General features: G+C 49.8%; 20 protein-coding genes. 9 read left to right on the top strand and 11 right to left on the bottom strand.

Going from position 1 to position 21,481, the window contains the following annotated elements:
• The first annotated feature begins 90 nt into the window (after window positions 1–90).
• Window positions 91–1,776 (top strand): carbon starvation protein A, encoded by a 1,686-nt coding sequence (locus IPL32_08100; protein MBK8465777.1) that lies wholly within the window; start codon window positions 91–93, stop codon window positions 1,774–1,776.
• On the opposite strand, the gene IPL32_08105 is transcribed toward IPL32_08100, so the two are convergent.
• The 9 genes from IPL32_08105 to IPL32_08145 all read right to left on the bottom strand — a co-directional run bounded on the left by IPL32_08105 (window position 1,757) and on the right by IPL32_08145 (window position 8,425).
• Window positions 1,757–2,383 carry a hypothetical protein gene (locus IPL32_08105; protein ID MBK8465778.1) on the bottom strand — a complete coding sequence of 209 codons (627 nt, stop codon included), beginning with the start codon at window positions 2,381–2,383 and terminating at the stop codon, window positions 1,757–1,759. The two genes, IPL32_08100 and IPL32_08105, sit on opposite strands and share 20 nt — an antisense overlap.
• A gap of 73 nt (window positions 2,384–2,456) precedes the next feature.
• Window positions 2,457–2,711, bottom strand: a complete 255-nt coding sequence (locus IPL32_08110; GenBank protein MBK8465779.1) for a hypothetical protein — start codon at window positions 2,709–2,711, stop codon at window positions 2,457–2,459.
• Between the two features lie 20 nt (window positions 2,712–2,731).
• Entirely contained in the window at window positions 2,732–4,540 is a 1,809-nt protein-coding gene (aspS, locus tag IPL32_08115; GenBank protein ID MBK8465780.1) for an aspartate--tRNA ligase, read from the bottom strand.
• Between the two features lie 110 nt (window positions 4,541–4,650).
• Entirely contained in the window at window positions 4,651–5,490 is an 840-nt protein-coding gene (locus tag IPL32_08120; GenBank protein ID MBK8465781.1) for a phosphatidate cytidylyltransferase, read from the bottom strand.
• A 5-nt stretch (window positions 5,491–5,495) separates the two neighbouring features.
• Entirely contained in the window at window positions 5,496–6,275 is a 780-nt protein-coding gene (locus IPL32_08125; protein ID MBK8465782.1) for an isoprenyl transferase, read from the bottom strand.
• 69 nt (window positions 6,276–6,344) lie between these two features.
• A complete protein-coding gene (locus tag IPL32_08130; GenBank protein ID MBK8465783.1) occupies window positions 6,345–6,638 on the bottom strand; it encodes a DUF952 domain-containing protein in 294 nt (97 codons plus the stop codon).
• A gap of 7 nt (window positions 6,639–6,645) precedes the next feature.
• Window positions 6,646–7,401: a tRNA pseudouridine(38-40) synthase TruA gene (gene truA, locus IPL32_08135; protein MBK8465784.1), complete on the bottom strand. Its 756-nt coding sequence runs from the start codon at window positions 7,399–7,401 to the stop codon at window positions 6,646–6,648.
• On the bottom strand, window positions 7,398–7,865 hold the full coding sequence (locus IPL32_08140; GenBank protein MBK8465785.1) for an ASCH domain-containing protein: 468 nt from the start codon (window positions 7,863–7,865) through the stop codon (window positions 7,398–7,400). The genes truA and IPL32_08140 overlap by 4 nt, the downstream gene beginning before the upstream one ends.
• Window positions 7,865–8,425 carry an orotate phosphoribosyltransferase gene (locus tag IPL32_08145; GenBank protein ID MBK8465786.1) on the bottom strand — a complete coding sequence of 187 codons (561 nt, stop codon included), beginning with the start codon at window positions 8,423–8,425 and terminating at the stop codon, window positions 7,865–7,867. The genes IPL32_08140 and IPL32_08145 overlap by 1 nt, the downstream gene beginning before the upstream one ends.
• Before the next feature lie 72 nt (window positions 8,426–8,497).
• Here IPL32_08145 and IPL32_08150 point away from each other — a divergent pair, with 72 nt between their 5' ends.
• The 3 genes from IPL32_08150 to IPL32_08160 all read left to right on the top strand — a co-directional run bounded on the left by IPL32_08150 (window position 8,498) and on the right by IPL32_08160 (window position 10,152).
• Window positions 8,498–9,319 carry a hypothetical protein gene (locus IPL32_08150; GenBank protein ID MBK8465787.1) on the top strand — a complete coding sequence of 274 codons (822 nt, stop codon included), beginning with the start codon at window positions 8,498–8,500 and terminating at the stop codon, window positions 9,317–9,319.
• Complete coding sequence (gene queF / locus IPL32_08155) at window positions 9,309–9,734, top strand: NADPH-dependent 7-cyano-7-deazaguanine reductase QueF (protein MBK8465788.1); 426 nt, start codon at window positions 9,309–9,311, stop codon at window positions 9,732–9,734. Before IPL32_08150 ends, queF begins: the two co-directional genes overlap by 11 nt.
• A gap of 247 nt (window positions 9,735–9,981) precedes the next feature.
• The gene (locus IPL32_08160; GenBank protein MBK8465789.1) at window positions 9,982–10,152 is read left to right on the top strand and encodes a hypothetical protein; all 171 of its coding nucleotides are present in this window, start codon (window positions 9,982–9,984) and stop codon (window positions 10,150–10,152) included.
• 115 nt (window positions 10,153–10,267) lie between these two features.
• Here IPL32_08160 and IPL32_08165 read toward each other — a convergent pair whose 3' ends face one another.
• Entirely contained in the window at window positions 10,268–13,213 is a 2,946-nt protein-coding gene (locus IPL32_08165; GenBank protein ID MBK8465790.1) for a TonB-dependent receptor, read from the bottom strand.
• A gap of 600 nt (window positions 13,214–13,813) precedes the next feature.
• On the opposite strand from IPL32_08165, the gene IPL32_08170 reads away from it, so the two are divergent.
• The 5 genes from IPL32_08170 (at window position 13,814) to IPL32_08190 (ending at window position 17,585) form a co-directional block, all read left to right on the top strand.
• A complete protein-coding gene (locus IPL32_08170; protein ID MBK8465791.1) occupies window positions 13,814–14,308 on the top strand; it encodes a histidine phosphatase family protein in 495 nt (164 codons plus the stop codon).
• A gap of 83 nt (window positions 14,309–14,391) precedes the next feature.
• Complete coding sequence (locus IPL32_08175) at window positions 14,392–15,078, top strand: response regulator transcription factor (GenBank protein MBK8465792.1); 687 nt, start codon at window positions 14,392–14,394, stop codon at window positions 15,076–15,078.
• Window positions 15,079–15,149: 71 nt separating this feature from the next.
• On the top strand, window positions 15,150–16,214 hold the full coding sequence (locus IPL32_08180) for a hypothetical protein (GenBank protein ID MBK8465793.1): 1,065 nt from the start codon (window positions 15,150–15,152) through the stop codon (window positions 16,212–16,214).
• A 152-nt stretch (window positions 16,215–16,366) separates the two neighbouring features.
• Window positions 16,367–16,900: a hypothetical protein gene (locus IPL32_08185; protein MBK8465794.1), complete on the top strand. Its 534-nt coding sequence runs from the start codon at window positions 16,367–16,369 to the stop codon at window positions 16,898–16,900.
• Window positions 16,901–16,919: 19 nt separating this feature from the next.
• Complete coding sequence (locus IPL32_08190; GenBank protein MBK8465795.1) at window positions 16,920–17,585, top strand: dienelactone hydrolase family protein; 666 nt, start codon at window positions 16,920–16,922, stop codon at window positions 17,583–17,585.
• On the opposite strand, the gene IPL32_08195 is transcribed toward IPL32_08190, so the two are convergent.
• Entirely contained in the window at window positions 17,569–21,462 is a 3,894-nt protein-coding gene (locus IPL32_08195; GenBank protein ID MBK8465796.1) for a choice-of-anchor J domain-containing protein, read from the bottom strand. The two genes, IPL32_08190 and IPL32_08195, sit on opposite strands and share 17 nt — an antisense overlap.
• Between the last annotated feature and the right edge of the window lie 19 nt (window positions 21,463–21,481).

Genomic DNA, 21,481 nt, shown 5'->3' on the forward strand with positions numbered 1-21,481 from the left:
TGTCGAGGATTCAGTCTAAAAAATCGAGCATCGTAAACGGTTATCGGTTATTATTTAACAGCTATTTTCAGAACGGAAATTTAGATCTATATGCTTACGATAATTGCCATTGCGGTGATCGTCTGGCTCGTATTTGGCTATTTTGCTTACGGGCGATGGGTGGTGCGACAGTTCAATCTGGATGACAACCGCACCACACCGGCCAATGCTGTAAATGACGGCGAAGATTATGTGCCGACGCAGCCATTCTATCTTTTCGGACAGCATTTTTCGGCGATCGCGGCAGCGGGGCCAATAGCAGGGCCGATAATAGCGTGTCTTACGTTCGGCTGGCTGCCATGCCTGCTTTGGATAGCTCTTGGCGTGGTGCTGATAGGTGCGGTGCACGATTTTAGTGCGCTTGCATCGTCGGTTCGCCATGGAGCACAAAGCATTGCCGAGATCACACGCGAACGATTGGGCGGTGCTGCGGGACGGGCGTTGATGGTCTTTATTTGGATCGCACTTGTTTATGTAGCAGTCGCTTTCACCGACATTACGGCAGGAACATTCGTCTCGGGTGACGAATCGCTCCTTGGCGAAACGAGTTTTAATCCCGGCGGAGCAGTTGCGATGGCAAGCGTACTCTACCTTGGCCTTTCGATAGTCCTTGGCCTCACCGAACGCTTTCTCAAACCGCCGCTTTGGCTTGCGACAATTATTTTTGTCCCAGCAACATTTGCTCTCTCTTATCTGGGCACTCAGTTCTCGCATGTGTTGATATTCAGCCACCAAACGTGGGCGATTTTGATAATGCTTTACTGCGTTGTTGCATCGATGCTGCCAGTCTGGGCGTTGCTGCAGCCACGCGGATATCTCGGCGGATTCGTGCTCTATGCGGCGATCGCGGTCGGCGTGATAGGTATATTTTTTGGCGGTTACACGATTCAGCAACCGGCGTTCAAATCTTTCGACGTCGGTGGGATGACGGGAATGCTATTCCCGTTTCTTTTCGTGACGATCGCGTGCGGAGCGTGTTCCGGTTTTCACGGCCTGGTTTGCTCGGGCACTACATCGAAACAGATCGACAAGGAATCACACACTCGTCCCATCGGCTATGGCGGGATGCTTGCCGAGGGCTTTGTCGCGTTTATAGCGCTAGTCACAGTAATGATCGCTTTTGGAGATTCGCTTGTCGGTCCTGACGGCAAGAATCTGCCTGCGGGAAAGATTTACGGCAACGGCATCGGTAATTTTTTGTCGCTTATTATTGGGAAAGAAAATCTGAAATTTGCCGTTACATTTGGAGCGATGGCTTTCTCAACCTTTGTCTTCGACACACTTGATGTGACGATGCGTCTTGGTCGTTATCTGGTTCAGGAACTGCTCGGCATACCGGGACATTTGGGCGCCTTGATAGGAACCCTTGTTACCGTTTCATTACCACTTGCTCTGATCTTTCTCGCAAAACCAGGAAGCTATATTGAATTTTGGTCGCTGTTTGGCGCATCAAATCAACTGCTTGCAGCACTAACCTTATTGTCGATAACGGTTTGGCTTTACAAAGCAAGAAAGCGAATCGCGTTTACGCTTCTGCCGATGCTTTTTGTGTTGGTTATTACGCTGTGGGCACTCGGCGCGATGGTGATAGGCAATTTTCAGATGTCGTCGGGTTTTGACATCAAGTTGATTAACGGCATTATGTCGCTGGCACTGATCGGGCTCGCGATCTTTTTGGTTATAAATGGAATTGTTAGGATACGAAGCGAACCAAATCTTAAGGCTGTTTCGGACTGATCTTATCGTCGAGCCAGTTGGTAAGAGATTCTACGGATTCGATGTGAACGGGACGGCCTTTCCATGCCCTAAAAGCCCAGATAAACAACATTACGGTCGTTAATATCTGAAAGATCAAATTGCCAACCTCAGCAAGTCCGGTAATATTGCCGACGATTCCGAGGATCGAAGTCACGATCAATATGCCGATATGTGCTGCAAGGCCTTGAGCAGCGTGAAACCGCACTTTTGTCTCTGTTCTCGGTACTAAAAAGAGTATCACCAATCCGGCAATCAGTCCGATATACCACGGAATGTACGGAAGCGCAGTGAGAATGTTTTCAGGCAAGCCGACCTTGTCAACCTTTCGAGAGATCGATTGATCAAAATTGGCAAATCCAGCCGGACCGTAATTCGCCGGAACATACTGGCCGGTGTAAGGCGGTGCATAACCGGACGTATTTGTCTGCGTAAATTTGCGTGTTTGATCTTCGCTCGGCTCGGCAAATTGCCTTGTCTGAACTCCGTGTTTGTCGAGCACACTAGTAGCTACTTCCGCCTCAGCAGCGGCTTTTACCTTCTCCGGAAAGTCTGGATCTAGCGGGTTTGTATCGTACTTAGTCGGCATCGCTAAAAATTCTACGACATTTTGAGATAATTAGTTCGAATAATTGTCGTGGCTGTTGTGATAACGATGGATCCTATATTGTTTTTCTCATCCACACGCCGTATATCAATGCTGTTGTAGCAACGACAAAACAAACCAATGCAAGGTGATCTTCTATAAACCAACGGCTATCAAACGTAGAATATATGCCAAATACTATTTTCCCAGTATCGGATTTAGCAGAACCACCTCCGGTCCATTCATCAAATGTTGCTCGTCGGATAGTATCGGCACGCAAAAACAAAAACGCACTTGCACTGTATACCGCGACAGATATTAGCAAGAACATTATCGACTTTCGCCTTTTGGTCAATCGGTAACCTCGATCCCTAATTCTTTTAACTGTGAAACATCAACCTCACCAGGTGAATCCATCATCAGGTCTTGTGCAGATGCGGTTTTTGGAAATGCCATTACGTCGCGAATATTCTCGGTACCGCATAGTATCATGCACGTTCGCTCGATACCGGCTGCGAAACCTCCATGCGGCGGCGTGCCATATTCCAATGCGTCAAGGAAAAAACCAAATCGCTCGCGTGCCTTTTCCGGTGATAACCCAAGGGCCTTGAAATTCAAAGCCTGTATTTCTTTCTGGTGAATTCGGATCGAACCGCCCGCACATTCATAACCGTTTATGACGGCGTCGTATGCCTTTGCCCTAACCTGTCCAAGCAAATGATGCTGTGAGGGGTCGTTGACCGCCGTCTTAAACATTTCGAGATCTTCGTCCATCGGCGACGTGAAGGGATGATGTGCAGCAATATAAGCATCATTTTCTTCATCGTGCTCAAACATTGGAAACTCTGTGACGATCAGCGGTTTGTACGCGCTGCGATCAATAAGATTTTCGTTACGGGCGATCTCATTTCGCAATGCGCCAAGAGATGCAGCGACGACAGATCTTTTCCCGGCTACGATCAGCACCAAATCGTCTTTGTGTGCTCCCGCAGCAGCAACCAACTCACCGATCTTTGGAGCTCCCATGATCTTGAGTAGCGATGAGGTGGTTTCGTCACAAACTTTGATCCAAGCAAGTGCGCTTGCTCCGTAACGTTTCACGAATTCCTGCAGCTCGTCGAGCTGTTTTCGCGAGTAATCTGCCTTGCCTTTGACGACAATGCACTTGATCTGGCCATTCGCCTTAAGCGTGTCTGCAAACGGTGCAAAATCCGTATCTCTAAGCTCTTCACTCAGGTCGACCAACTCCATCTCAAAACGCAGATCAGGCTTGTCGCTGCCGTATCGCTGCATTGCCTCGGCGTGCGTCATTCGCGGCCACTCGGCGGGCAATTCGACATCGATCAGCTTAAAGACATGGTTGAACATGCCCTGTATTTCGCGATATGCCATTTCCTGGTTTGCAAACGACATCTCCATATCGAGCTGCGTAAATTCCGGTTGGCGGTCGGCCCTGAGGTCTTCGTCGCGAAAACAACGAGCGATCTGATAATACTTGTCAAAACCCGAGATCATCGTCAGTTGTTTGAGTATCTGAGGTGATTGTGGCAACGCAAAGAACTTACCAGAGTGAATACGCGACGGAACAATAAAATCTCTCGCGCCCTCCGGCGTTGATTTGAGCAATATAGGTGTTTCGATCTCGATAAAGCCGCGTTCGTCAAAATACTCGCGTATCGACGCAACTGCCTTAGCACGAGTGCGAATATTGTGCTGCAACTGTGGCCTTCTGAGGTCAAGATAGCGGTATTTCAAACGAGTGTCCTCAGCGGCGAGATTCTCACTGCCAGCCACCTCGAGTTGAAATGGAAGAACATTGGCATCGTTCAGAATGAGAATTTCGCTGACTTTCACCTCGATCTCGCCAGTCGGCAGCTTAGCGTTCTTAGCACCTTCGTCACGCCGGACGACCTCGCCTTTCACGGCGATCACGAATTCGCCGCGCAGGTTCTTTGCCTTAGCATGAGCCTCGGCGGCGGTCTCGGCGCTCACTACAACCTGCGTTACACCGTCGCGGTCACGCAGATCGATGAAAGTAAAGACACCAAAATCACGCTTTTTCGCAACCCAACCCATCAGCACGACTTGCGTACCAACCTGTGTTTCACGCAACTCGCCGCAAGTGTGAGATCTCTCTAAATTTCCTAAAACATCGAGCATAAAAATAAAAACGCCTTTCGATTTATGACAACGAAAGGCGGCACGCTAAGAATTAACGTACTCGCCAGTCAATTATTGTCATTAAACCGAATAAAGGCGTACATAAAACCTTAAAAATAGAACCGAGCAAAATAATACAGGATTGGCGCTCCGAAAAGCAAACTATCAAGCCGATCAAGGAATCCGCCGTGGCCCGGCAGAATGCTTGCCGCGTCCTTTGTTTTTGAGCCGCGTTTCATGGCGCTTTCAGCAAGATCGCCTAGTACACCAGCGGCAGCAAGCACTATTGCAAGCGGTATCGACCATTGAAGAGGCAGTTCCTGAAAGAAGGAGAGCGAAGCAATTGCCGCACAGCCAGCCGCCAGCAAAAGGCCGCCGATGAGGCCTTCGACGGTCTTACCCGGAGAGATCGTTGGAGCAAGTTTATGTTTGCCAAATGCACTGCCCGCAAAATATGCACCGATATCAGATCCGAACAAGACAAGAAAAAAGTAGCCTAAAAGGTGTGTCGATAAATTTGGAAAATTTTCAAAACCCACACGCATCGCGACGAGAAAACCACCGAGAAACGCTATATATAAAACACCGAGCACCGTTACACCGATGCCCGTTAGCATCTTTGAAAAATCCTTCTGAAACCGAAACATCTGCGTGATCAGGGCCAGCATAACGAACAAGGCCAACATTATGATCAGCAGATCAGGAGCCTTTGCCGGTGCATCGACAGCAAAGCCCATAAACAAAGCAACCGAACCTAGATAACCTATCGATGCATCCGCCTTTAGCTCAAGCTTTTTTGTAAACGAATAAAATTCAAAAAGCCCCGCCGCAATTGCGAACGCTGCGATGCCAACAAAAAGCCAGACAGTCTCCGGTATATAAGACGGCAAAACGATCGATGCGATAATGATCGGCAGGGCAATGGCGGCTGTTAAAATTCGAGTCTTCATTTTAGCTATTTGGGCTTTACATCACCGAAGCGGCGCTCACGTTTTTGGTAATCAATGATCGCCTCAAAAACCTCAGGACGCCGAAAGTCCGGAAAAAAGGTTGGCGTGACGTATATCTCACTATAGGCGAGTTGCCACAATAGAAAATTTGAAATTCGAAATTCGCCGCTAGTTCGGATCAACAGATCAACCTCCGGCAAACCGTGCGTATAGAGATTGCGATTGATGTCGTCCTCGGTCAAATGGTCTATCACGTCGTTACGGCGTTCGATGTCGGCAAATGCAAGCCGCGCTGCACGGACGATCTCGGCCCGCGCTCCGTAATTGAGAGCGACGTTCATAACCATGCCGGAGTTTTTCGCCGTCGTTTCAGTTGCTGTCGCAATCTCTCTTTGCACATCGTCGGGAAGGCCTAAAATGTCGCCCATAGCCTGAAAGCGAATATTATTAGCGTTAACCTCTTTCAATTCGCTTCGGATAAAACGCTTGAGCATCTGCATCAGGCCTGTTATCTCTGTGCGGGGCCGCTTCCAGTTTTCGGTCGAAAAGGCGTAGAGAGTGACTGCCTTTATTTCGAGTCTGCGACAGGTATCAATGATCGCCCTTACCGATTCCGATCCGGCACGGTGCCCGAAAATGCGAGGCTTTCCACGTTGCTTTGCCCAACGCCCATTCCCGTCCATTATGACAGCGATGTGTTGCGGCAAACGCGCTTTGTCGATCGCAGCCAATAACTTGGCTTCGGCAGAATCGGGCTTAACGATACCGGCAAAATTCTCGTACATAAAACTGAAACCACAGATTAACTCGAATAGAAAAACCCATTATCTGTGTCTATCTGCGTTCATCTGTGGTTAATTTCTTTCTGTCACTGAGACGATCGCGTCTCGATTTATCGGACCGTAAATATGCGGATAGACCTCGCTATTTGTCGATGGTTCTTTGATCATCCGCGACATCAAACGTTCCGGATCGATCTCAAGTATCACCAACTGATCCTTGTCACCGTAATATCTTTCGATCACGCCATCAAGCTGCTCGGCAAAACTGCAATGTATGAAACCTTCTGTTTCAAGGCTCGGCGCTTTATAAAGATCGCCCTCAAAAGCGGCCCAAATCTCTGGCAAAACTATATGATAAATGAACATTTTCAAGTTAGTCGTATTCAACGCGATACAGCGTCAGACCTTGTGCCGAGGCGGTTTTGCCTGCCAGACTGCGGTCGCCTGTGACAATTGCCGTCTGAATTGTATCAGAATCCTTTTCGCCACGCCCGACCTCGATCATCGTACCGACGATCGAGCGAACCATGTACCTCAAAAAGCCGCTCGCACTGATCCGAAACTCGATCATTAAACCCTGCGCCCGATCATCCCAACTTGATTCGACCGTAAAATCGAGTATATTGCGCACACGGCTTTCGCCATCCGATTTTGCCGAGGCAAATGCTGTCCAGTCGTGTTCGCCGAGAAACAGCCTAGCCGTTTCATTCATACGGGGAACATCGAGCGGCCGCGATTCGTGATGTGCATAGCGCCGCCAGAACGGTGAGATCACCGGCGCGTTTATTACTCGATAAATATATGTTTTTCTTTTTGCCGAAAACCGAGCGTGAAACTCGTCCGGCGCTTTTTCGGCCTTTAGTATCCGAATATCGCGCCACATATTGCCGTTGATCGCGTGTTTGAGCTTTTCAGGTGTAAATTTGCTTCCATCAAGGCGAACGTTTGCCACCTGTCCTTCAGCGTGAACCCCTGCGTCCGTCCGTCCAGAACCAACGACAGCAACCTCGGTGTCCGCAAGCATACCGATCACGCGTTCAAGCTCGCCCTGAATGGTGCGGTCATTTTCCTGCACTTGCCAGCCGTGAAAATCCGTTCCGTCGTACTGAATAAGAAGTTTATGATTCATTTTGGATTGGGATACAAAAGTAGAAAACGCTCACAGCATACAAGCGACCGTTTATTAAAATCGATGCTAAGCTCGGCGGCTTCGCGTGTGAAATAACGCCAATGCACGTCTCTCCAATATTCCAACGACTGGTCGCCTTCGCCTTCATCTGCGGCAAACTGGGCGTCAACCTCTTCAAACGGCAAATGCTTTATCTCAACGGTTTGGATCACACACAATGGAACGCCGTGAAAATCAGTGACGACGCTGTAGCCATCGGGTATCGGCGCTTCTTCGGGTTTGAGGTCATTGACCGCGACTAGACTCGCGGTCGCAAATTTTTTACTTTCGATGACGAGCTGCGCAAGTTCCAAAGCCATTTCCGCTGTGTTGCCAAAAAACCAGGCCTGAAAAGGCGTGTCCTTCAGGATCGCCGGATTTAGTATAAGAAATTCGTTCCAATATTTCTGAACGTCAGCATTCATTACATGCGGCTTCCTGGTTTTACGGCCTCGGTGCCGGCTGCACAGAGCGGACAGTCTTCGGGCGTGTAACTTGGCACATCGAGACTAACGAGCGAGACACGCGGAACTCCGACATCCGCCGAGCCGTTTGAACGATCAATTATAGATGCTGCGGCCATTACGGTTGCTCCGTGCTTTTCCAAAGCTTCAATGCATTCGCGTGTCGATCCGCCGGTTGTTATCACGTCTTCGACAACTAAAATTCGCTCACCTTCTTTAACAGAAAAGCCGCGCCTAAGCGTCATTACGCCATTTTCTCTTTCTGTCCAGATGAATCGAACGCCGAGGGCCTGAGCAGTTGCAAATCCGATCACAAGCCCGCCGATCGCGGGCGACGCGACTGTGTCGATAGCATCGCCGGTAAAATTTCCGGCTATCATTTCACCAAACGCGGCGGCATCTGACGGATGTTGTAGTGCCAAAGCGCATTGCAGATACTTAGGGCTGTGCAAGCCGCTCGACAACACAAAATGCCCCTCGAGCAAGGCATTGGTTTCCTTAAATTGGTCTAATATCTCCATCCTAACTATATTTCTTCAAAAAACTCAACGAACTCTATAAACTCTAGTAACTCTTCTGCTAAACTCTTCCTGATGACACCGTATCCTAACTTAATTTCCGAGTCATTGCTAATAAACGAGACCATCGCGCTGCTGCGTTCCTTCGGCGGCAAAGCGTCGGCGGTAAGTGTCGTTGATTTTGTAATGAAGATCAGAAAGCCCGAGCCGCGTCTTGCGAGATTGCTCGTCGCCGACCTTATCGAACGTGACCCGCGACTGACACTAAATATTGACACGGTTGAGCTTGCGGATGACGGATTTGAGAATCGTGAATTGGGTGAGACCGAGTTTGTCGTCTTTGATCTTGAGACGACCGGCGCCAAAGCACCGCCGTGCAGGATCACCGAGGTTGGTGCTTATCGCGTCCGAAACGGCGAAGTGACGGAGAGTTTTCAGACGCTCGTAAATCCTGAAATGCCGATACCTGTCTTCATCACGAACCTCACAGGCATAACCGACGAAATGGTCCGCGAAGCACCAAAATTTGCCGACATTGCTCATGATCTTTTGCTTTTTATCGGCGATTCGATACTTGTGGCGCATAATTCGGGTTTTGATATGCGATTTCTAAATTCTGAGATCGGCCGTGTTTTTGGCGGTTACAGGATGGCAAATCCATGTCTATGCACAGTGCTGCTGTCGCGAAAACTGCTGCCGGACATCGTAAATCACAAACTCAAGACCGTCGCCGAGCATTATTCTATAGATCTTACCAATCACCATCGAGCCAGCGCAGACGCCTATGCGACCGCCCACATTTTTGTAAATCTGCTCGCAAAATTGAGTGATCGCGGCGTAAATGATCTTGCCGCAGTGCGTAAATTGGGCTCGCGAAAACACAGATATGTCAGATAAACAGTCACCACAACCCGCAAACAATCAGCAACTCGAGATCTGTCCGACACCGCGCGGCGAGATGGGCCTAACACCGCTCGACACCTTTGCCTACGAGTTTCCAGGCAAGAAGATCTGGATCGAATTCGAAATGCCGGAATTCACAGCCATCTGCCCATTTTCCGACTTCCCGGATTTTGCCGTAATTCGCCTTAGCTACGTCCCAAACCAACTCTGCATCGAACTAAAAAGCCTCAAACTCTACATCAATTCATTTCGTGAGGTAAAGGTCTTTCACGAGCACGTTATCAACATAATCCTCGAAGATTTTGTCGCAGCCTGCGACCCGCTCAAGGTCAAGATCGAAGGCGATTTTCACGTCCGCGGCAACATCAAAACTGTCGTCAAAGCCAGGTACAAAAAACCGACAAATTAACTGAAGAAGGCTGCGCCCGATCAACGCAGCCTTTTCGGAGCCTCGGTCTGGACAATTCCAGAAGTCTAACCTTTGGCTCCGAACTTAAGATATGGACACAGAACAAGCATCACAAAATCACCTTGCCAGGTTCAGGAAAAACATATATGATGCTCGGTACCGTAGGCTTTGTTACCGAAACGGTGCCGGTGACGACCCGATCAGCCCTCGAACGCACCTAAGGGATAAAAATTGGAGGCTAAAATAAATGAAAAAGCGAATTTCAACACTAATCCTTGGTGCGTCTTTGACACTCTCGTTAGCAGCGATAGTGATTGCCGGACCCAACTTAGCGGTTGGAGATGACACAACTATCGGCGGCTGCGGCTGTTTATTGCACGCTGTGATCGATGGAATAAAGACTCTCATGGGCGTTTGATCCTCTGAGAATATTTTCTACAAACACTACGGCCCAATGTGATCAACCACCTTGGGCCGTTGTTTTTTCACAAACCACTGTCGGTATCATTCGAATTGACCGAACTTCTACGCCGTCAAAAAAATCTCATCGTATAACTCAACCGCAAGCCTCGGCCAGGCTCCGGAGCGAGGTCCTTGATGAATGACAGGTGGTTGCGATAGAGCCGGTTGCCAAGGTTGGACGTGCCGAGTGAGAAGATGTGAGCCATTCGGTCACTGGCGACGGTGTAAGATGCGTTTACGTTGAAGAGGCCGTAACCGGCGGTCGGCGTTTCAAGTATGAACACATCGTCTATCTTTCTGGCTCCAACAAAAACGCCCTCAGGCCTCACTGATAAACCCTTGTATCTGAGATCGAGCCCGGCTCGGATGCGTGCCGGTGTGATTCGCGGCAGCGGAGTGCTGCTGGTGCCACGCAGCTCGGCGTTCACAGCGTCAGCAATGAAAAAAGTCCCAAGCCACTTTTTGATGTCAGCATCAAACGTAAAGTCGGCGCCCATGAACCTTGCGTCGTTCTGTCGGTAAGCACCGATCGGCAGGTTGTCTTCGACATCTACATTGCCGTTACCGTCTTCGTCCTGCGGCGCGATAAAGACAAAATTGTCGATCTTGTAATAGAAAAAACTGCCGCTAAACCGCACCCGTTTTGCTCGATGACGCAGGCTCAGTTCGATACCGTTCGAGCGCTCGCGGACAAGATTTTGATCGCCGATCTCGAACGTCACGGTGCCTATATGAGCGCCCTCATTGTAAAGCTCCTCGATGGAAGGTGACCGATAAGCGCTCGTAAAATTAGCAACGAAAGAACCGCCTTCCCACAGGCCGATGCGGGCTGCCGCCGCACCTGAAAACCCTGTGAAATCGCGTTCGATGTAAAGCGTGGTGTTGGCGGGCCGAAAGCGGTTTGATTCAACTCGCCCGCCAAATTGCAGCGCTACACGCCCGAAGCTGAGTTCTTCCAAACCAAAGAACGCAAAGTTATTCTGTTTGACCTTGCCGTCTATAAGCTGTTCGGCTCCTACCGTCAGGTAATCTCTGGCATAGCCCTCAAATCCAAACTGGCCGCTCAGCGGACCGGACTTTGCTTGTTGAAAAACACCACGGTATGAAAACGTGTTGTTTGTAAAAGATGTAGCGACGGTGTCAACGGCGTCTGCCGTCTCTATCTCGTCGTGGCGGTAGCGAGTATAGTTGATACTGAAATTGCCCTGGGGAATAGCACCGCCAACATCGCGAAAACCACCTCGAACGCGGAAATTATTACTCCTCATCTTAATGTCGATGGCCTCGTCCGGCACTTCTGGCAACTGCCTGCTAAAGCGGTCGCGGATCGCAAAGATATCGTACTGGCATTCACCGCCCTTGCCTCTTAAAGCTTTTTTACCCGGCTCGCACGGATTGCCGTCATCATCGGTCAGCAGTACACCTTCTTCAAAAAGAGGCGCGTAAGGAATTCCGTACCGACGGCGGTCGAGATTGAAGGAACCCGCCATAAACCATTTGTCTGCGTAGTGTCCAAAGCTCCCGTGGCCGCCGAATGAACGAGCCGCCGAGTTCGGTATCTCACCAAAGGGCGTTTTGTAATCGCCCTCACGGATGTAATTGGCGTTAGCGTTGAACAGGGACTTGCCGAAACCATATTCGACACCGCCCGAAGCGCCGCCCTGTTTGTTGTTGGTCGCACCGAGGCCGGTGAAGTTCCCGCGAAAACCTTCGTGTGCTTGATTCTCGTCAGAGCTGACCGCATTTATCACGCCGCCAATGGCGTTCGAGCCGTAAAGCAGCGTCGCCGGGCCTTTTAGAATCTCGATACGCTCAAGGTTGAGCGAATCTATCGGTTCACCGTGATCGCCCGATTGCGATGCAAGCGAACCGGTGCGGATGCCGTCTTGGACTACCAACACGCGGTCGCCGTCAAAGCCGCGAATAACAGGTCGAGCTGCTCCAGGACCAAATGCCCGTTTTCCGACCCCTGATTCACGCTCGAGGACTTCACCTATAGATGTGCTCGCTTGCTCCCTTATACGGGTGGCTCCCACGGCATTGACCGACTGAAATGACTCAAATACCGACTCCTCGCTGCCGGTGGCCGTTACAGTAACTTCCTCGCGCAGGGCAGTCAGGCTTAGTGCAAAATCGATGTTTGACGTCGCTCCGCTGGCGACGACGACGCTCTGTGCCTGATCGGAAAAACCGTCGGTATGGGTTACGAGCGTGTACCTGCCCGGCATAACGTTAGCAAATTCATAGACACCATTCTCATTGGTCTCGACGGAACGGCCGAGCTGCGTTATTTGAACCGTGACATTGGCAAGCGGGGCGTTATTTACCTGACTTGTTACACCACCACGGATGGTGCCGTTGGACTGGGCTAATGAAGTGACTGCGCAGAAAATAACAATAAGTAATGGTTTCAATAGATTATTCATAGTGGTTTTAATGCGGGCTGAGAGAGAATTAATTGTGCTTGGATCTGTAATCACAGCATCTTGGAGCAAAAGGTTGTTCGAAAATGTAGGATGATTTGCCGACTTTGGATCGGTTTCATCGCATTGTTCACATTCTCGACACAGGCGCCTGTTGAGAATATGCGAAGCGGTTATCAAGCCTGCCCCAAACAAAACAAAGACCGTTTCACCGATGATATTTTCCGGAAAGAGAATATCCGCGAAAAACAACAGGCCGATCCCGTTAATAAATAAAAGCAGTGTTCGTATCTTGCCGTGTTGTTTGAAATAGCCCGGCAAAAGGCTAACGGCCGCTACCAAAACGGAAAGTCCTAAAAATACGAATCCAAATCCTTCATCAGCCAAGAATGAAAGACCGATAAGAGGCAAAAAAGAAATTAGAAACGGCATCGCCAGACAGTGAATTGCGCATGCCCACGAAACCACCGCACCGGTTTTATCCCAAAAGCCGCCGGTAAGCCGCATAGAGCCGCTATTCTTGTCGGTGCTTTGAGAAAAACAAACAGCGCTTCCCAAAAGGATCCCTACGGAAAAAACAAAAATTGTATTCATTACATCAACCTCCAAATTCTCTCAGCACTAATGCCGGAGCATGACAAAACGCGCACCTAAGTGCGACAAAAATACAGACACAGATGTCACGTATGACAATCAGTTCCGCACGGAGTTTTGTTCAGTTACGAGAGTTCTGGAGGGTGAAAAGGTGGACTTATAGACCGGAAAAGGCAGTGTGCCGTCTTAAATGGTATAGGCGGATCTTTTTGAAAGAGCGTTTGCGCAAAAAAGCCATCTTTCCCGTCAAACAACGCATTGTGTTGCACGGCATCGTGACTGAGGTTTGGCATTTGCCGATCCTTACGCTGGCTGTCACCGCATAGAGCAAGCGATTTACAAGGGTCGTCATGTCCGCCTTCTTGAGAAGTGACCGCCTGTTCGTCAGTAGATGAGTGGCTTGAGCAGATGAAACCGTGAGAGCCAACTTCGGCAAGAAAGACTACCAAGAAGAGAGCCGCCAACAGGCGCCTTCTGCTTCGCTTTCTTACTGAAACCGGATCAAGGTACAACACAATCTTTTAAGTATAGTAATTTTATGTTCCCTACGCAATAGATTTTGGAGTTTTGTCTGCGGTGAGCGTAAAATTGTGTCCATTGATGAAAACTCTTTTTCTAATGCGCCACGCGAAATCCTCTTGGAATGATGCCAGCATCGCCGATTTTGACAGGCCCTTGAATGATCGGGGGGAGCGAACGGCGCCGTTTATGGGAAGATTCATGCGTGAGAAAGGTTTTGAACCGTCGATGATCATAAGTTCACCGGCTGTCAGGGCAAAGTGTACGGCGCAGCTTGTAAAAGACGCCGCCGGTTTTTTGTCCGACCTTAAATTTGACGAACGTATCTATGACGCACATCCGCAAGCATTGCTTCAAGTGGTTTCTGAAATCGACAACTCTAGAGAGACAGCTATGCTTGTCGGCCATAATCCCGGCATCGAGGGTTTTATTCGTTTTCTCACCGGCGATCTGGAACCGATGCCGACTGCCGCTCTTGCTGTGATCGACCTAAATATCGACAGTTGGAACGATGTCGCTGACGGCTGCGGAAAATTAAAGTGCATTTTTCGGCCTAGAGATTTAACACCCTTGTAACATTCTGTTAACACCCAATTCAATCCCAACGGTTAGAGTAGTCGCAGATCTATTAAGAATTAATTACAATTTTACTAATCGATATGCAGCAAACAATTCTGATCGTCGAGGATGATGGGGATATAGCCGAGGGCTTGCACTATAATCTGAAGCGCGAAGGCTTTCGCACGGTTATAGCTGAATCCGGTGAAAAGGGCCTCCGTCTTGCACTTGATGAAAAAAACCCGCCTTCGTTGATCCTGCTTGATCTGATGTTGCCCGGCATCGGCGGAATGGACTTGTGCCGCCGCTTGCGCCGCGAAACACTGACCGAAAAAACACCGATAATAATGCTCACGGCGCGGGCGGCTGAGGGCGACAAGATATTGGGCCTTGAGGCAGGAGCGGATGATTATATCGTCAAGCCTTTCTCTGTAAAAGAGGTTATCGCACGCGTACGTGCCGTACTGCGTCGATCAGAAACGGAAAGTGCTTCAAAATACGAAGATGGCTTGTTGGCTGTTGATTTTGCCGATATGCGCGTGACGTGTGCCGACAGGACCGTAATACTAACTCGAAAGGAATTTGCCTTGCTCGAATACCTGATTCAAGCTGCGGGCCGCGTTGCTTCGCGGCAGCAGCTTCTCGACAATGTTTGGGGATACAGTTATTTTGGCGACACGCGAACTCTCGATGTACACATTCGCCGATTGCGGCAAAAACTGGACGCCTGCGCCCACTGCATTGAAACGGTAGTCGGCGTCGGCTATCGTTTTGTCGGCTGCAAATAGCGGCACTGAGATAAGATTAGGCAAGATCAACGCAGAACCTTTCCCCGCGCTTGATCTCTTGTGAAATTTTTATGAGAGCGACGAGCCTCAAAATAGCTGAAACACCGTCATCGGCTCAGGCCTTGCAAAAGATCCTGGACACCACGCGCGAAGGCGTCATTGTTGTCGGCAAAAATATGCGGATCACCAAGTGTAACGTTCCGGCAGCGGTTGCATTTGGCCGGGACGGCCTCGATCTCGAGAACGAACATTTGAGCGAAGTTTTTAGCGATCGCGGTGTGTGTGAAGCCTTTCAGAAAGCCGCCGTGGAACATATTTCTTCAGATGTACGTCTCGAGCTTAGTCGCGCAGGCAATCGAAAATTTGATGTTCATATTGCCCCGATCGAGTTTGACGGAGTCGATTTTGGAATCGGTTTTTTCTACGAAACAACACAGATCGACCGGCTTGAAACTGTACGCCAGGAATTTCTTTCGAATATCTCACACGAACTGCGCACGCCTCTCACATCAATACTCGCTTTTGTTGAAACACTGGAAAACGGCGGACTCGAGGACAAAGAGAACAATGAACGCTTTCTCGGCATCATTCGGCGCAATGCCGAACGGATGCACAGCCTGATCGCGGATATTCTAGAGCTTTCACTGATCGAATCGGGCAACGTCACTATCGATGTGCGCGAGGTCAACTTACATTCAGCCGTTCAGGATGTGCTTACTGCGTTATCGGCAAAAGCAAAGGACCGAGATGTAGACCTGAAAAACGAAGTTCCCGTTGGATCATTCGTTTCCGCTGACTTCGTACGACTTGAACAAATGATCACCAATCTTGTCGATAATGCGATCAAGTTTAACCGTCAGGGCGGCAAGGTTAGCGTTGGATTTGAAGCAGATGACCGGCACACATTCATTTCTGTTTCAGATACCGGTGAAGGCTTGCTGCCGGAACATTCGGAACGTATCTTTGAGCGGTTTTACCGAGCTGACCGCGCTCGTTCGCGTGATATCGGAGGCACAGGCCTCGGGCTTGCGATCGTCAAGCACTTAGCCCGTCTTCACGGCGGCGAAGTTTTTGTAGACTCGGTTCTCGGCACAGGAACGACTTTTCGCATCGAGCTTCCACGCGCATCGCACTAAATCAAATCAGAGCCATTTTGAGTTGCTTTTAACGCTGCACTATACGTGCTATACTTTTCCCATCTCTTGACAACGCAAGCGCGGGCGACAAATGCCTCTTTCATGATTTGAAACGCAGCGCGTCCTATCTCATTTTTGGGAGAGAAGCGGCAATGCAGCTAACGATCGGTCAGAAAGTATCGTATCCAAATCAAGGCGTCTGCCTTGTGGAAGGATTCAGGCAGCAGACTGTAGGAACGCGCTCGATCAACGGTTTTAGTCTTCGCGTGTTGAATGATAACTCCACCATTTTCGTTCCCGAGGAAAGCGCAGACAATGTGGGGTTGCGGCCGCTGATCAGTTCGTCGCAATGCCGGAAGCTCATCGATATGCTGGCCGAGGACTTTGAACCGGTCTGCTGCGATTGGAAAACGCGTTCGCGCGAATTTAGTGAAAAGCTGCGTTCGGGAGATATTTTTCAGGCAGCCGAAGTGATGAAAACGCTCACATTCTTAAGTCACCAAAAGAAGCTGTCTTTTCGCGAGCAAACGCTACTCGAAAAATCGAAATTGCTGATAGTTTCGGAAATCACAAATGCGTATGCCAGAGGCCGCTCGCCCGGCGAAAACGAAATAATCGAACTCGTCGAGACGGCATGTTCAAAACACCTCTTTACTCCGCCGCGAGCAATGACTGCGGCCCATTAAGATTCCAGTAGAATTATTTATGCGAAATGAAACATTGTCATTCGACGCTGCCAATGGCCCGACGAGCGCGTATGTTGCACTGCCGGAGGCATCAAACGGCAAGGCCGTCATTGTTATTCAAGAATGGTGGGGACTTAACGATCACATCAAAGATATTGCTAACCGCTATGCCGCCGAAGGTTTTATTGCGGTTGCGCCAGACCTTTATCGCGGAAAGGTCGCTGCAGACGCCACCGAGGCCTCGCAAATGATGCATGACCTCACAAACGAAGATGGCCTAGATACTATTAAAAATGCGATTGACGCAATAGCTTTGGCATATGATATTTCGCATTTTGGAATAACGGGATATTGCATGGGCGGTAGCTTTGCACTGCTCGCGGCGTGCGAACTTGAGGGCCTAAGCGCCGCCGCACCGTTTTACGGCGACATACCGGCAGATGATGTTTTGCAGAAGCTAAAGGTTCCTGTCATTTTCATCTCAGGTACGCGCGATGGATGGATCACACCCGAAAAGGTCGCGCAGCTCGAAGATGCTGCCGAAAGATTTGAATTACCGGTTCACTCCGTCAAATACGATGCTGACCACGCCTTTTTTAACAATACGCGGTCCGAGGTTTATGACGAAAACGCCGCAAAGGACGCTTGGGCATTGGTTGTCGGATTCTTTAACGATAAGTTGTAGCCGCGTCGGACAACTCCACAAGTCCGGCGGCAATAAGCGTTCGCGGATCACCCTCATTGAATACAAAACGTTCCCACGTCAACTGTGACGCCGTGCCGGAAGCTCCGACCGCGAAAAATCTTAGATTCAGCAAAACCCCATTGCTTTCGATAGGCATGGGGCCATAAACAGCAACCCTTAACAATCCGGGCTCCGCAGCATTTGCTACAGCCGTGAGACCGAGACTGACCGTTTCAGTAACATCCACCGGAAAAGCTTGAGGTAATATCACAGCCGGATCGTATCTGAGTTCGAATTCATAAGAAATAATTCCATGATTTGCGACTCCTTGTGCTGTTACAGGCATGACGATCTCGCCATCTGTGGATGTCATAAGCCTAGGGGCTTCCACAAAAATGCTACGCTCGGGACTATTAACAGTACGTAAATTGTTATCGGTCCAGTTACCCGAAACTTCGCCCATTAATAACGCACTATAGTCTTCACCCGCAATACTAGATGTAATAATTGGATAATCTCTGCTCGCCGGTAGAAATTTCCATGTTCCGGTTGTTCCATGCGGCGGCGACGAGATCACATAACGAGCGATCTGCGACGCATCAAATGAACTGATCTTACCGTTGTTACTAACGTCCGCAACCAAAAGTTGATTTCCTGTCAATGAACTTGCTCCGGTTACATGCCTAGCGACCATCGCTGCATCAAAGGACGAAATAGCTGTGGTAAATTCGCTTGGTTTAGACGGAGTCACGGTGTATGCACCCTCGCCAAAACCTATAAGGTAATATGCCCCGTTTTGGAAACTCGTTGTGGCTTCCACAAAAATTGAACCTTGGCCGCTGATGGTAACATCGGAAACAAACTGCGGAGGCACAGCCGCATTACCATATGTAACAACTCCTTCGATCGCCGGTGGGATCGATGGAGTAGGTGTCCCCGTCGGGGTATAAGTTGGGGTAGTTGTCGATGTAGCTGTAGGCGCGACTGTCGGCGTACTCGTTGGTGTGTCTGTAGGGATCGGCGTTGTTGGAGTGCATGAATAATTTACCGAGTCGATGCCGATGTAATCCGAGTTATTGCCCGACGGGCCGCCTTCCTCGACAAAGTAGCGGAACGCAAGGCGTCCTTTTACGGACGAGGCCAGGCCGCTGATAGTTACTGTGTACTGTGTCCAAACATTCGGATACGCATTCAGCTGATAGGTCGGATTGATATCGAGCAGTAAAGTTGCAAAATCACCTACGTCCAGAGCAGACGCTCCAATCTCCATACTGATGCCATTGGTGCTCATACGCACTTGCAGCCGATCGGAAAAACCTGGCTGATCGACGGTTCTCGTCCAAAAGGTCAACCGTCCGCCGTCCTGCAGAAGCAAAGGCGGTGTCAAAAGCCAGTTGCTTAGCGTCGAAGCACCGCCACCGCTCTGAAAATTGACAGCTATGTAGGAATTGTCAGCACTGGACTGAGACGAAAAGACATCGTTGTTACCCTGAAACCATTTCCCAGAACCGATCGGTAAGCTGCGATTGATCTCAGGCCATCCGCTCGCGGAAAGAGTAGTCACGTCATCAAATTCTTCGGCAAGATCGCATTCCGTCACAGGTGTGACCGGCGTTGCGGTGGGCGTCAGAGTGGCAGTCGCGGTTGCTGTCGGTGTCAGCGAAGCTATCTCGCCCGTTACGTTGAACGGAAAGTCCTGCCTGTAATCAAGGGCCGAAAATGGAAATCCTGAATCGATGACATTTGACCATTGGGGCGGAGGTGAACCGCTCAACTGTCGCGCGTCATCCAATAAATCACCTCGCGAACCCGCAATTGTCTTTCCCGGATAGAAATGATTGCCACCGCTGGACACAGTCGAGGCCCAGTCGATCCAGTATGTTCCTGCGGTTAGCGTGGTGCCGACAGCTACGGTATTTTTCCATATCTTGTTCGTCACGGCCGGTTCTGTTCCAGGCGGAGGAGCAACAGTGTTAAATATGCGGTAGTAGGTCGAATCGGCAGAGGCCGTCAAACGATTTGTTGTTGTGTCACCAAAAACTATCTGGCTCCCAAGATCGCCCGGACGCCCTTTCCATATACGCAATGTAGTGGCCGTGAATGGTGAAAGCGGTCCCAGAGCATTGATCTGATAGCCGTATAGATCAATGGTCTCTATTCTGCATGGCTGTGCGATCGTAAAATTGTCCGCCAATCTGAAAGCGCCCTGACGAGCATTCCAGCCTCCAACGTTGTTTGCCTCGTCGAGATTGCCGCTGTCGTGTTGGACCTCACTCCAGAAAAAACCTTCCGGCGCGGCAACACCGCTTTCGGTTAAGGCTTGCGGATTTAGGCCTCCGCCCGAACCTCCGTTGTCGAAAGTGCATGAGGAATTGGGAATCGCGGTTGGAGTCGCCGTCGGAGTATTGGTAAGTGTGCTTGTTGGGCTTGAGCTTGCAGTCGGCGTTAAGGATGGTGTGAATGTCGGCGTTTCGGTGGGCGTAGCCGTCGGCGAGCCGCACGGAGCTCCATTGTAACGCACCAGCCCTAACCCGTTTGTTGATCCCGCAGAAACGTAACCGGCTGCAACTATCTTTGTGTCGGATTGGATTGCCAGTGATCGTGCCTGTACTTGGCCGCTCCCGATATCCAGCGGGGTCACGACAATGCCGTCATCGTCAAACGTGTTGTCGAGCGTTCCATCCGGGTTTAATCTGACCGTCACAAATTGACTAAGCTGCGGAGAATAAAAATCACCCGCAGCAACAAGTTTTCCATCAGGTTGCATGGAGACAACGGTAGCTCTACCAATAGGCGCTTGGGAAATTCCATTCGTTCCAAACGACGTATCGTATGAACCGTTATCATTAAATCGAGCTAAGGCAAACTTGCCGTTGTAAGTGCCTGCAGCTACGATCTTATCGTCGCTCTGTAAGGTTATCGCAAGGCTGTTGGTGGACAATCCGAATGTTGTTGACAATATTCCATTGCCACTGAACGACATGTCAAGCGAGCCGTCTGCATTGAATCGCGCCATGCCCAAATAAAAACCGCTCAGGCCCGCTGCTACGATCTTGCCGTCCGACTGAATCGCTACCGAGTGGGCGTGATCAACGTCGGTGATCGATGCCGCCGCTAAACCTCGAAAACCAAAAGTCAGATCGACAGAGCCGTTGGTGTTGTATCTCAATACGCCAAAATCTGACGCGGTACCCGAGCCATCGGGAATTCGGCCGGCGACGATCAATTTACCGTCATTCTGAATTACAACAGCGTTGGCGACATCTGCACCGTCACCGTGCGGACCAGGTACAGAGGTCGTAACTTTTCCATCGTCATCGAATGAGGTGTCTAGCGAGCCGTCAGGATTGTATCGTGCGATTGCAAAATCATTACTAGTATTAAATAAAACAGTGCCGACAGCGACTATCTTGCCGTCCGATTGGATCGCAACTGCATTTGCCCTGCTCGAACTGCCGCCGAATTCCGTGACCGTATAACCTTGACCCGCAAAAGTCTCGTCTAGCGAACCGTCGACATTGTATCGAACAACCAAAAACTGATTTGATGTTCCCATCTCGACTGAACCGACTGCGACTATCTTGCCGTCGGCTTGAACAGCGATTGCATAAAGAACGCTACCGTCGCTAAGACGCGTGATAACCTTGCCATCGCTGTCGAAAGTCGTGTCAAGGCTTCCGGGTGAGGAGCATGGCGTCGGCGTTTCTGTAGGAGTTTCGGTACCCGTAGATTCAACAAACACTCCTGCATCGGCTCGTTGATGCATTTCTGACAGAGCAAATAGAACACCAATACCAACTAAAATAAAGGCAAAGAGTTTCCGCGAATGAGAGCGTGGTAATGAAGATGTGACAGTCAAAGATTTAGGAAGTTTCATGCTGACCGATCTCCTTGTG

Origin of the sequence: Chloracidobacterium sp. (assembly GCA_016711345.1) — a bacterium.
GTDB lineage: Bacteria > Acidobacteriota > Blastocatellia > Pyrinomonadales > Pyrinomonadaceae > OLB17.

What these genes read in the sequence shown, in the direction of transcription:
- IPL32_08100 (MBK8465777.1), top strand. Translation starts at nt 91, where the DNA reads ATGCTTACGATAATTGCCATTGCGGTGATCGTCTGGCTCGTATTTGGC.
- IPL32_08105 (MBK8465778.1), bottom strand. Translation starts at nt 2,383, where the DNA reads ATGCCGACTAAGTACGATACAAACCCGCTAGATCCAGACTTTCCGGAG.
- IPL32_08110 (MBK8465779.1), bottom strand. Translation starts at nt 2,711, where the DNA reads ATGTTCTTGCTAATATCTGTCGCGGTATACAGTGCAAGTGCGTTTTTG.
- aspS (MBK8465780.1), bottom strand. Translation starts at nt 4,540, where the DNA reads ATGCTCGATGTTTTAGGAAATTTAGAGAGATCTCACACTTGCGGCGAG.
- IPL32_08120 (MBK8465781.1), bottom strand. Translation starts at nt 5,490, where the DNA reads ATGAAGACTCGAATTTTAACAGCCGCCATTGCCCTGCCGATCATTATC.
- IPL32_08125 (MBK8465782.1), bottom strand. Translation starts at nt 6,275, where the DNA reads ATGTACGAGAATTTTGCCGGTATCGTTAAGCCCGATTCTGCCGAAGCC.
- IPL32_08130 (MBK8465783.1), bottom strand. Translation starts at nt 6,638, where the DNA reads ATGTTCATTTATCATATAGTTTTGCCAGAGATTTGGGCCGCTTTTGAG.
- truA (MBK8465784.1), bottom strand. Translation starts at nt 7,401, where the DNA reads ATGAATCATAAACTTCTTATTCAGTACGACGGAACGGATTTTCACGGC.
- IPL32_08140 (MBK8465785.1), bottom strand. Translation starts at nt 7,865, where the DNA reads ATGAATGCTGACGTTCAGAAATATTGGAACGAATTTCTTATACTAAAT.
- IPL32_08145 (MBK8465786.1), bottom strand. Translation starts at nt 8,425, where the DNA reads ATGGAGATATTAGACCAATTTAAGGAAACCAATGCCTTGCTCGAGGGG.
- IPL32_08150 (MBK8465787.1), top strand. Translation starts at nt 8,498, where the DNA reads ATGACACCGTATCCTAACTTAATTTCCGAGTCATTGCTAATAAACGAG.
- queF (MBK8465788.1), top strand. Translation starts at nt 9,309, where the DNA reads ATGTCAGATAAACAGTCACCACAACCCGCAAACAATCAGCAACTCGAG.
- IPL32_08160 (MBK8465789.1), top strand. Translation starts at nt 9,982, where the DNA reads ATGAAAAAGCGAATTTCAACACTAATCCTTGGTGCGTCTTTGACACTC.
- IPL32_08165 (MBK8465790.1), bottom strand. Translation starts at nt 13,213, where the DNA reads ATGAATACAATTTTTGTTTTTTCCGTAGGGATCCTTTTGGGAAGCGCT.
- IPL32_08170 (MBK8465791.1), top strand. Translation starts at nt 13,814, where the DNA reads ATGAAAACTCTTTTTCTAATGCGCCACGCGAAATCCTCTTGGAATGAT.
- IPL32_08175 (MBK8465792.1), top strand. Translation starts at nt 14,392, where the DNA reads ATGCAGCAAACAATTCTGATCGTCGAGGATGATGGGGATATAGCCGAG.
- IPL32_08180 (MBK8465793.1), top strand. Translation starts at nt 15,150, where the DNA reads ATGAGAGCGACGAGCCTCAAAATAGCTGAAACACCGTCATCGGCTCAG.
- IPL32_08185 (MBK8465794.1), top strand. Translation starts at nt 16,367, where the DNA reads ATGCAGCTAACGATCGGTCAGAAAGTATCGTATCCAAATCAAGGCGTC.
- IPL32_08190 (MBK8465795.1), top strand. Translation starts at nt 16,920, where the DNA reads ATGCGAAATGAAACATTGTCATTCGACGCTGCCAATGGCCCGACGAGC.
- IPL32_08195 (MBK8465796.1), bottom strand. Translation starts at nt 21,462, where the DNA reads ATGAAACTTCCTAAATCTTTGACTGTCACATCTTCATTACCACGCTCT.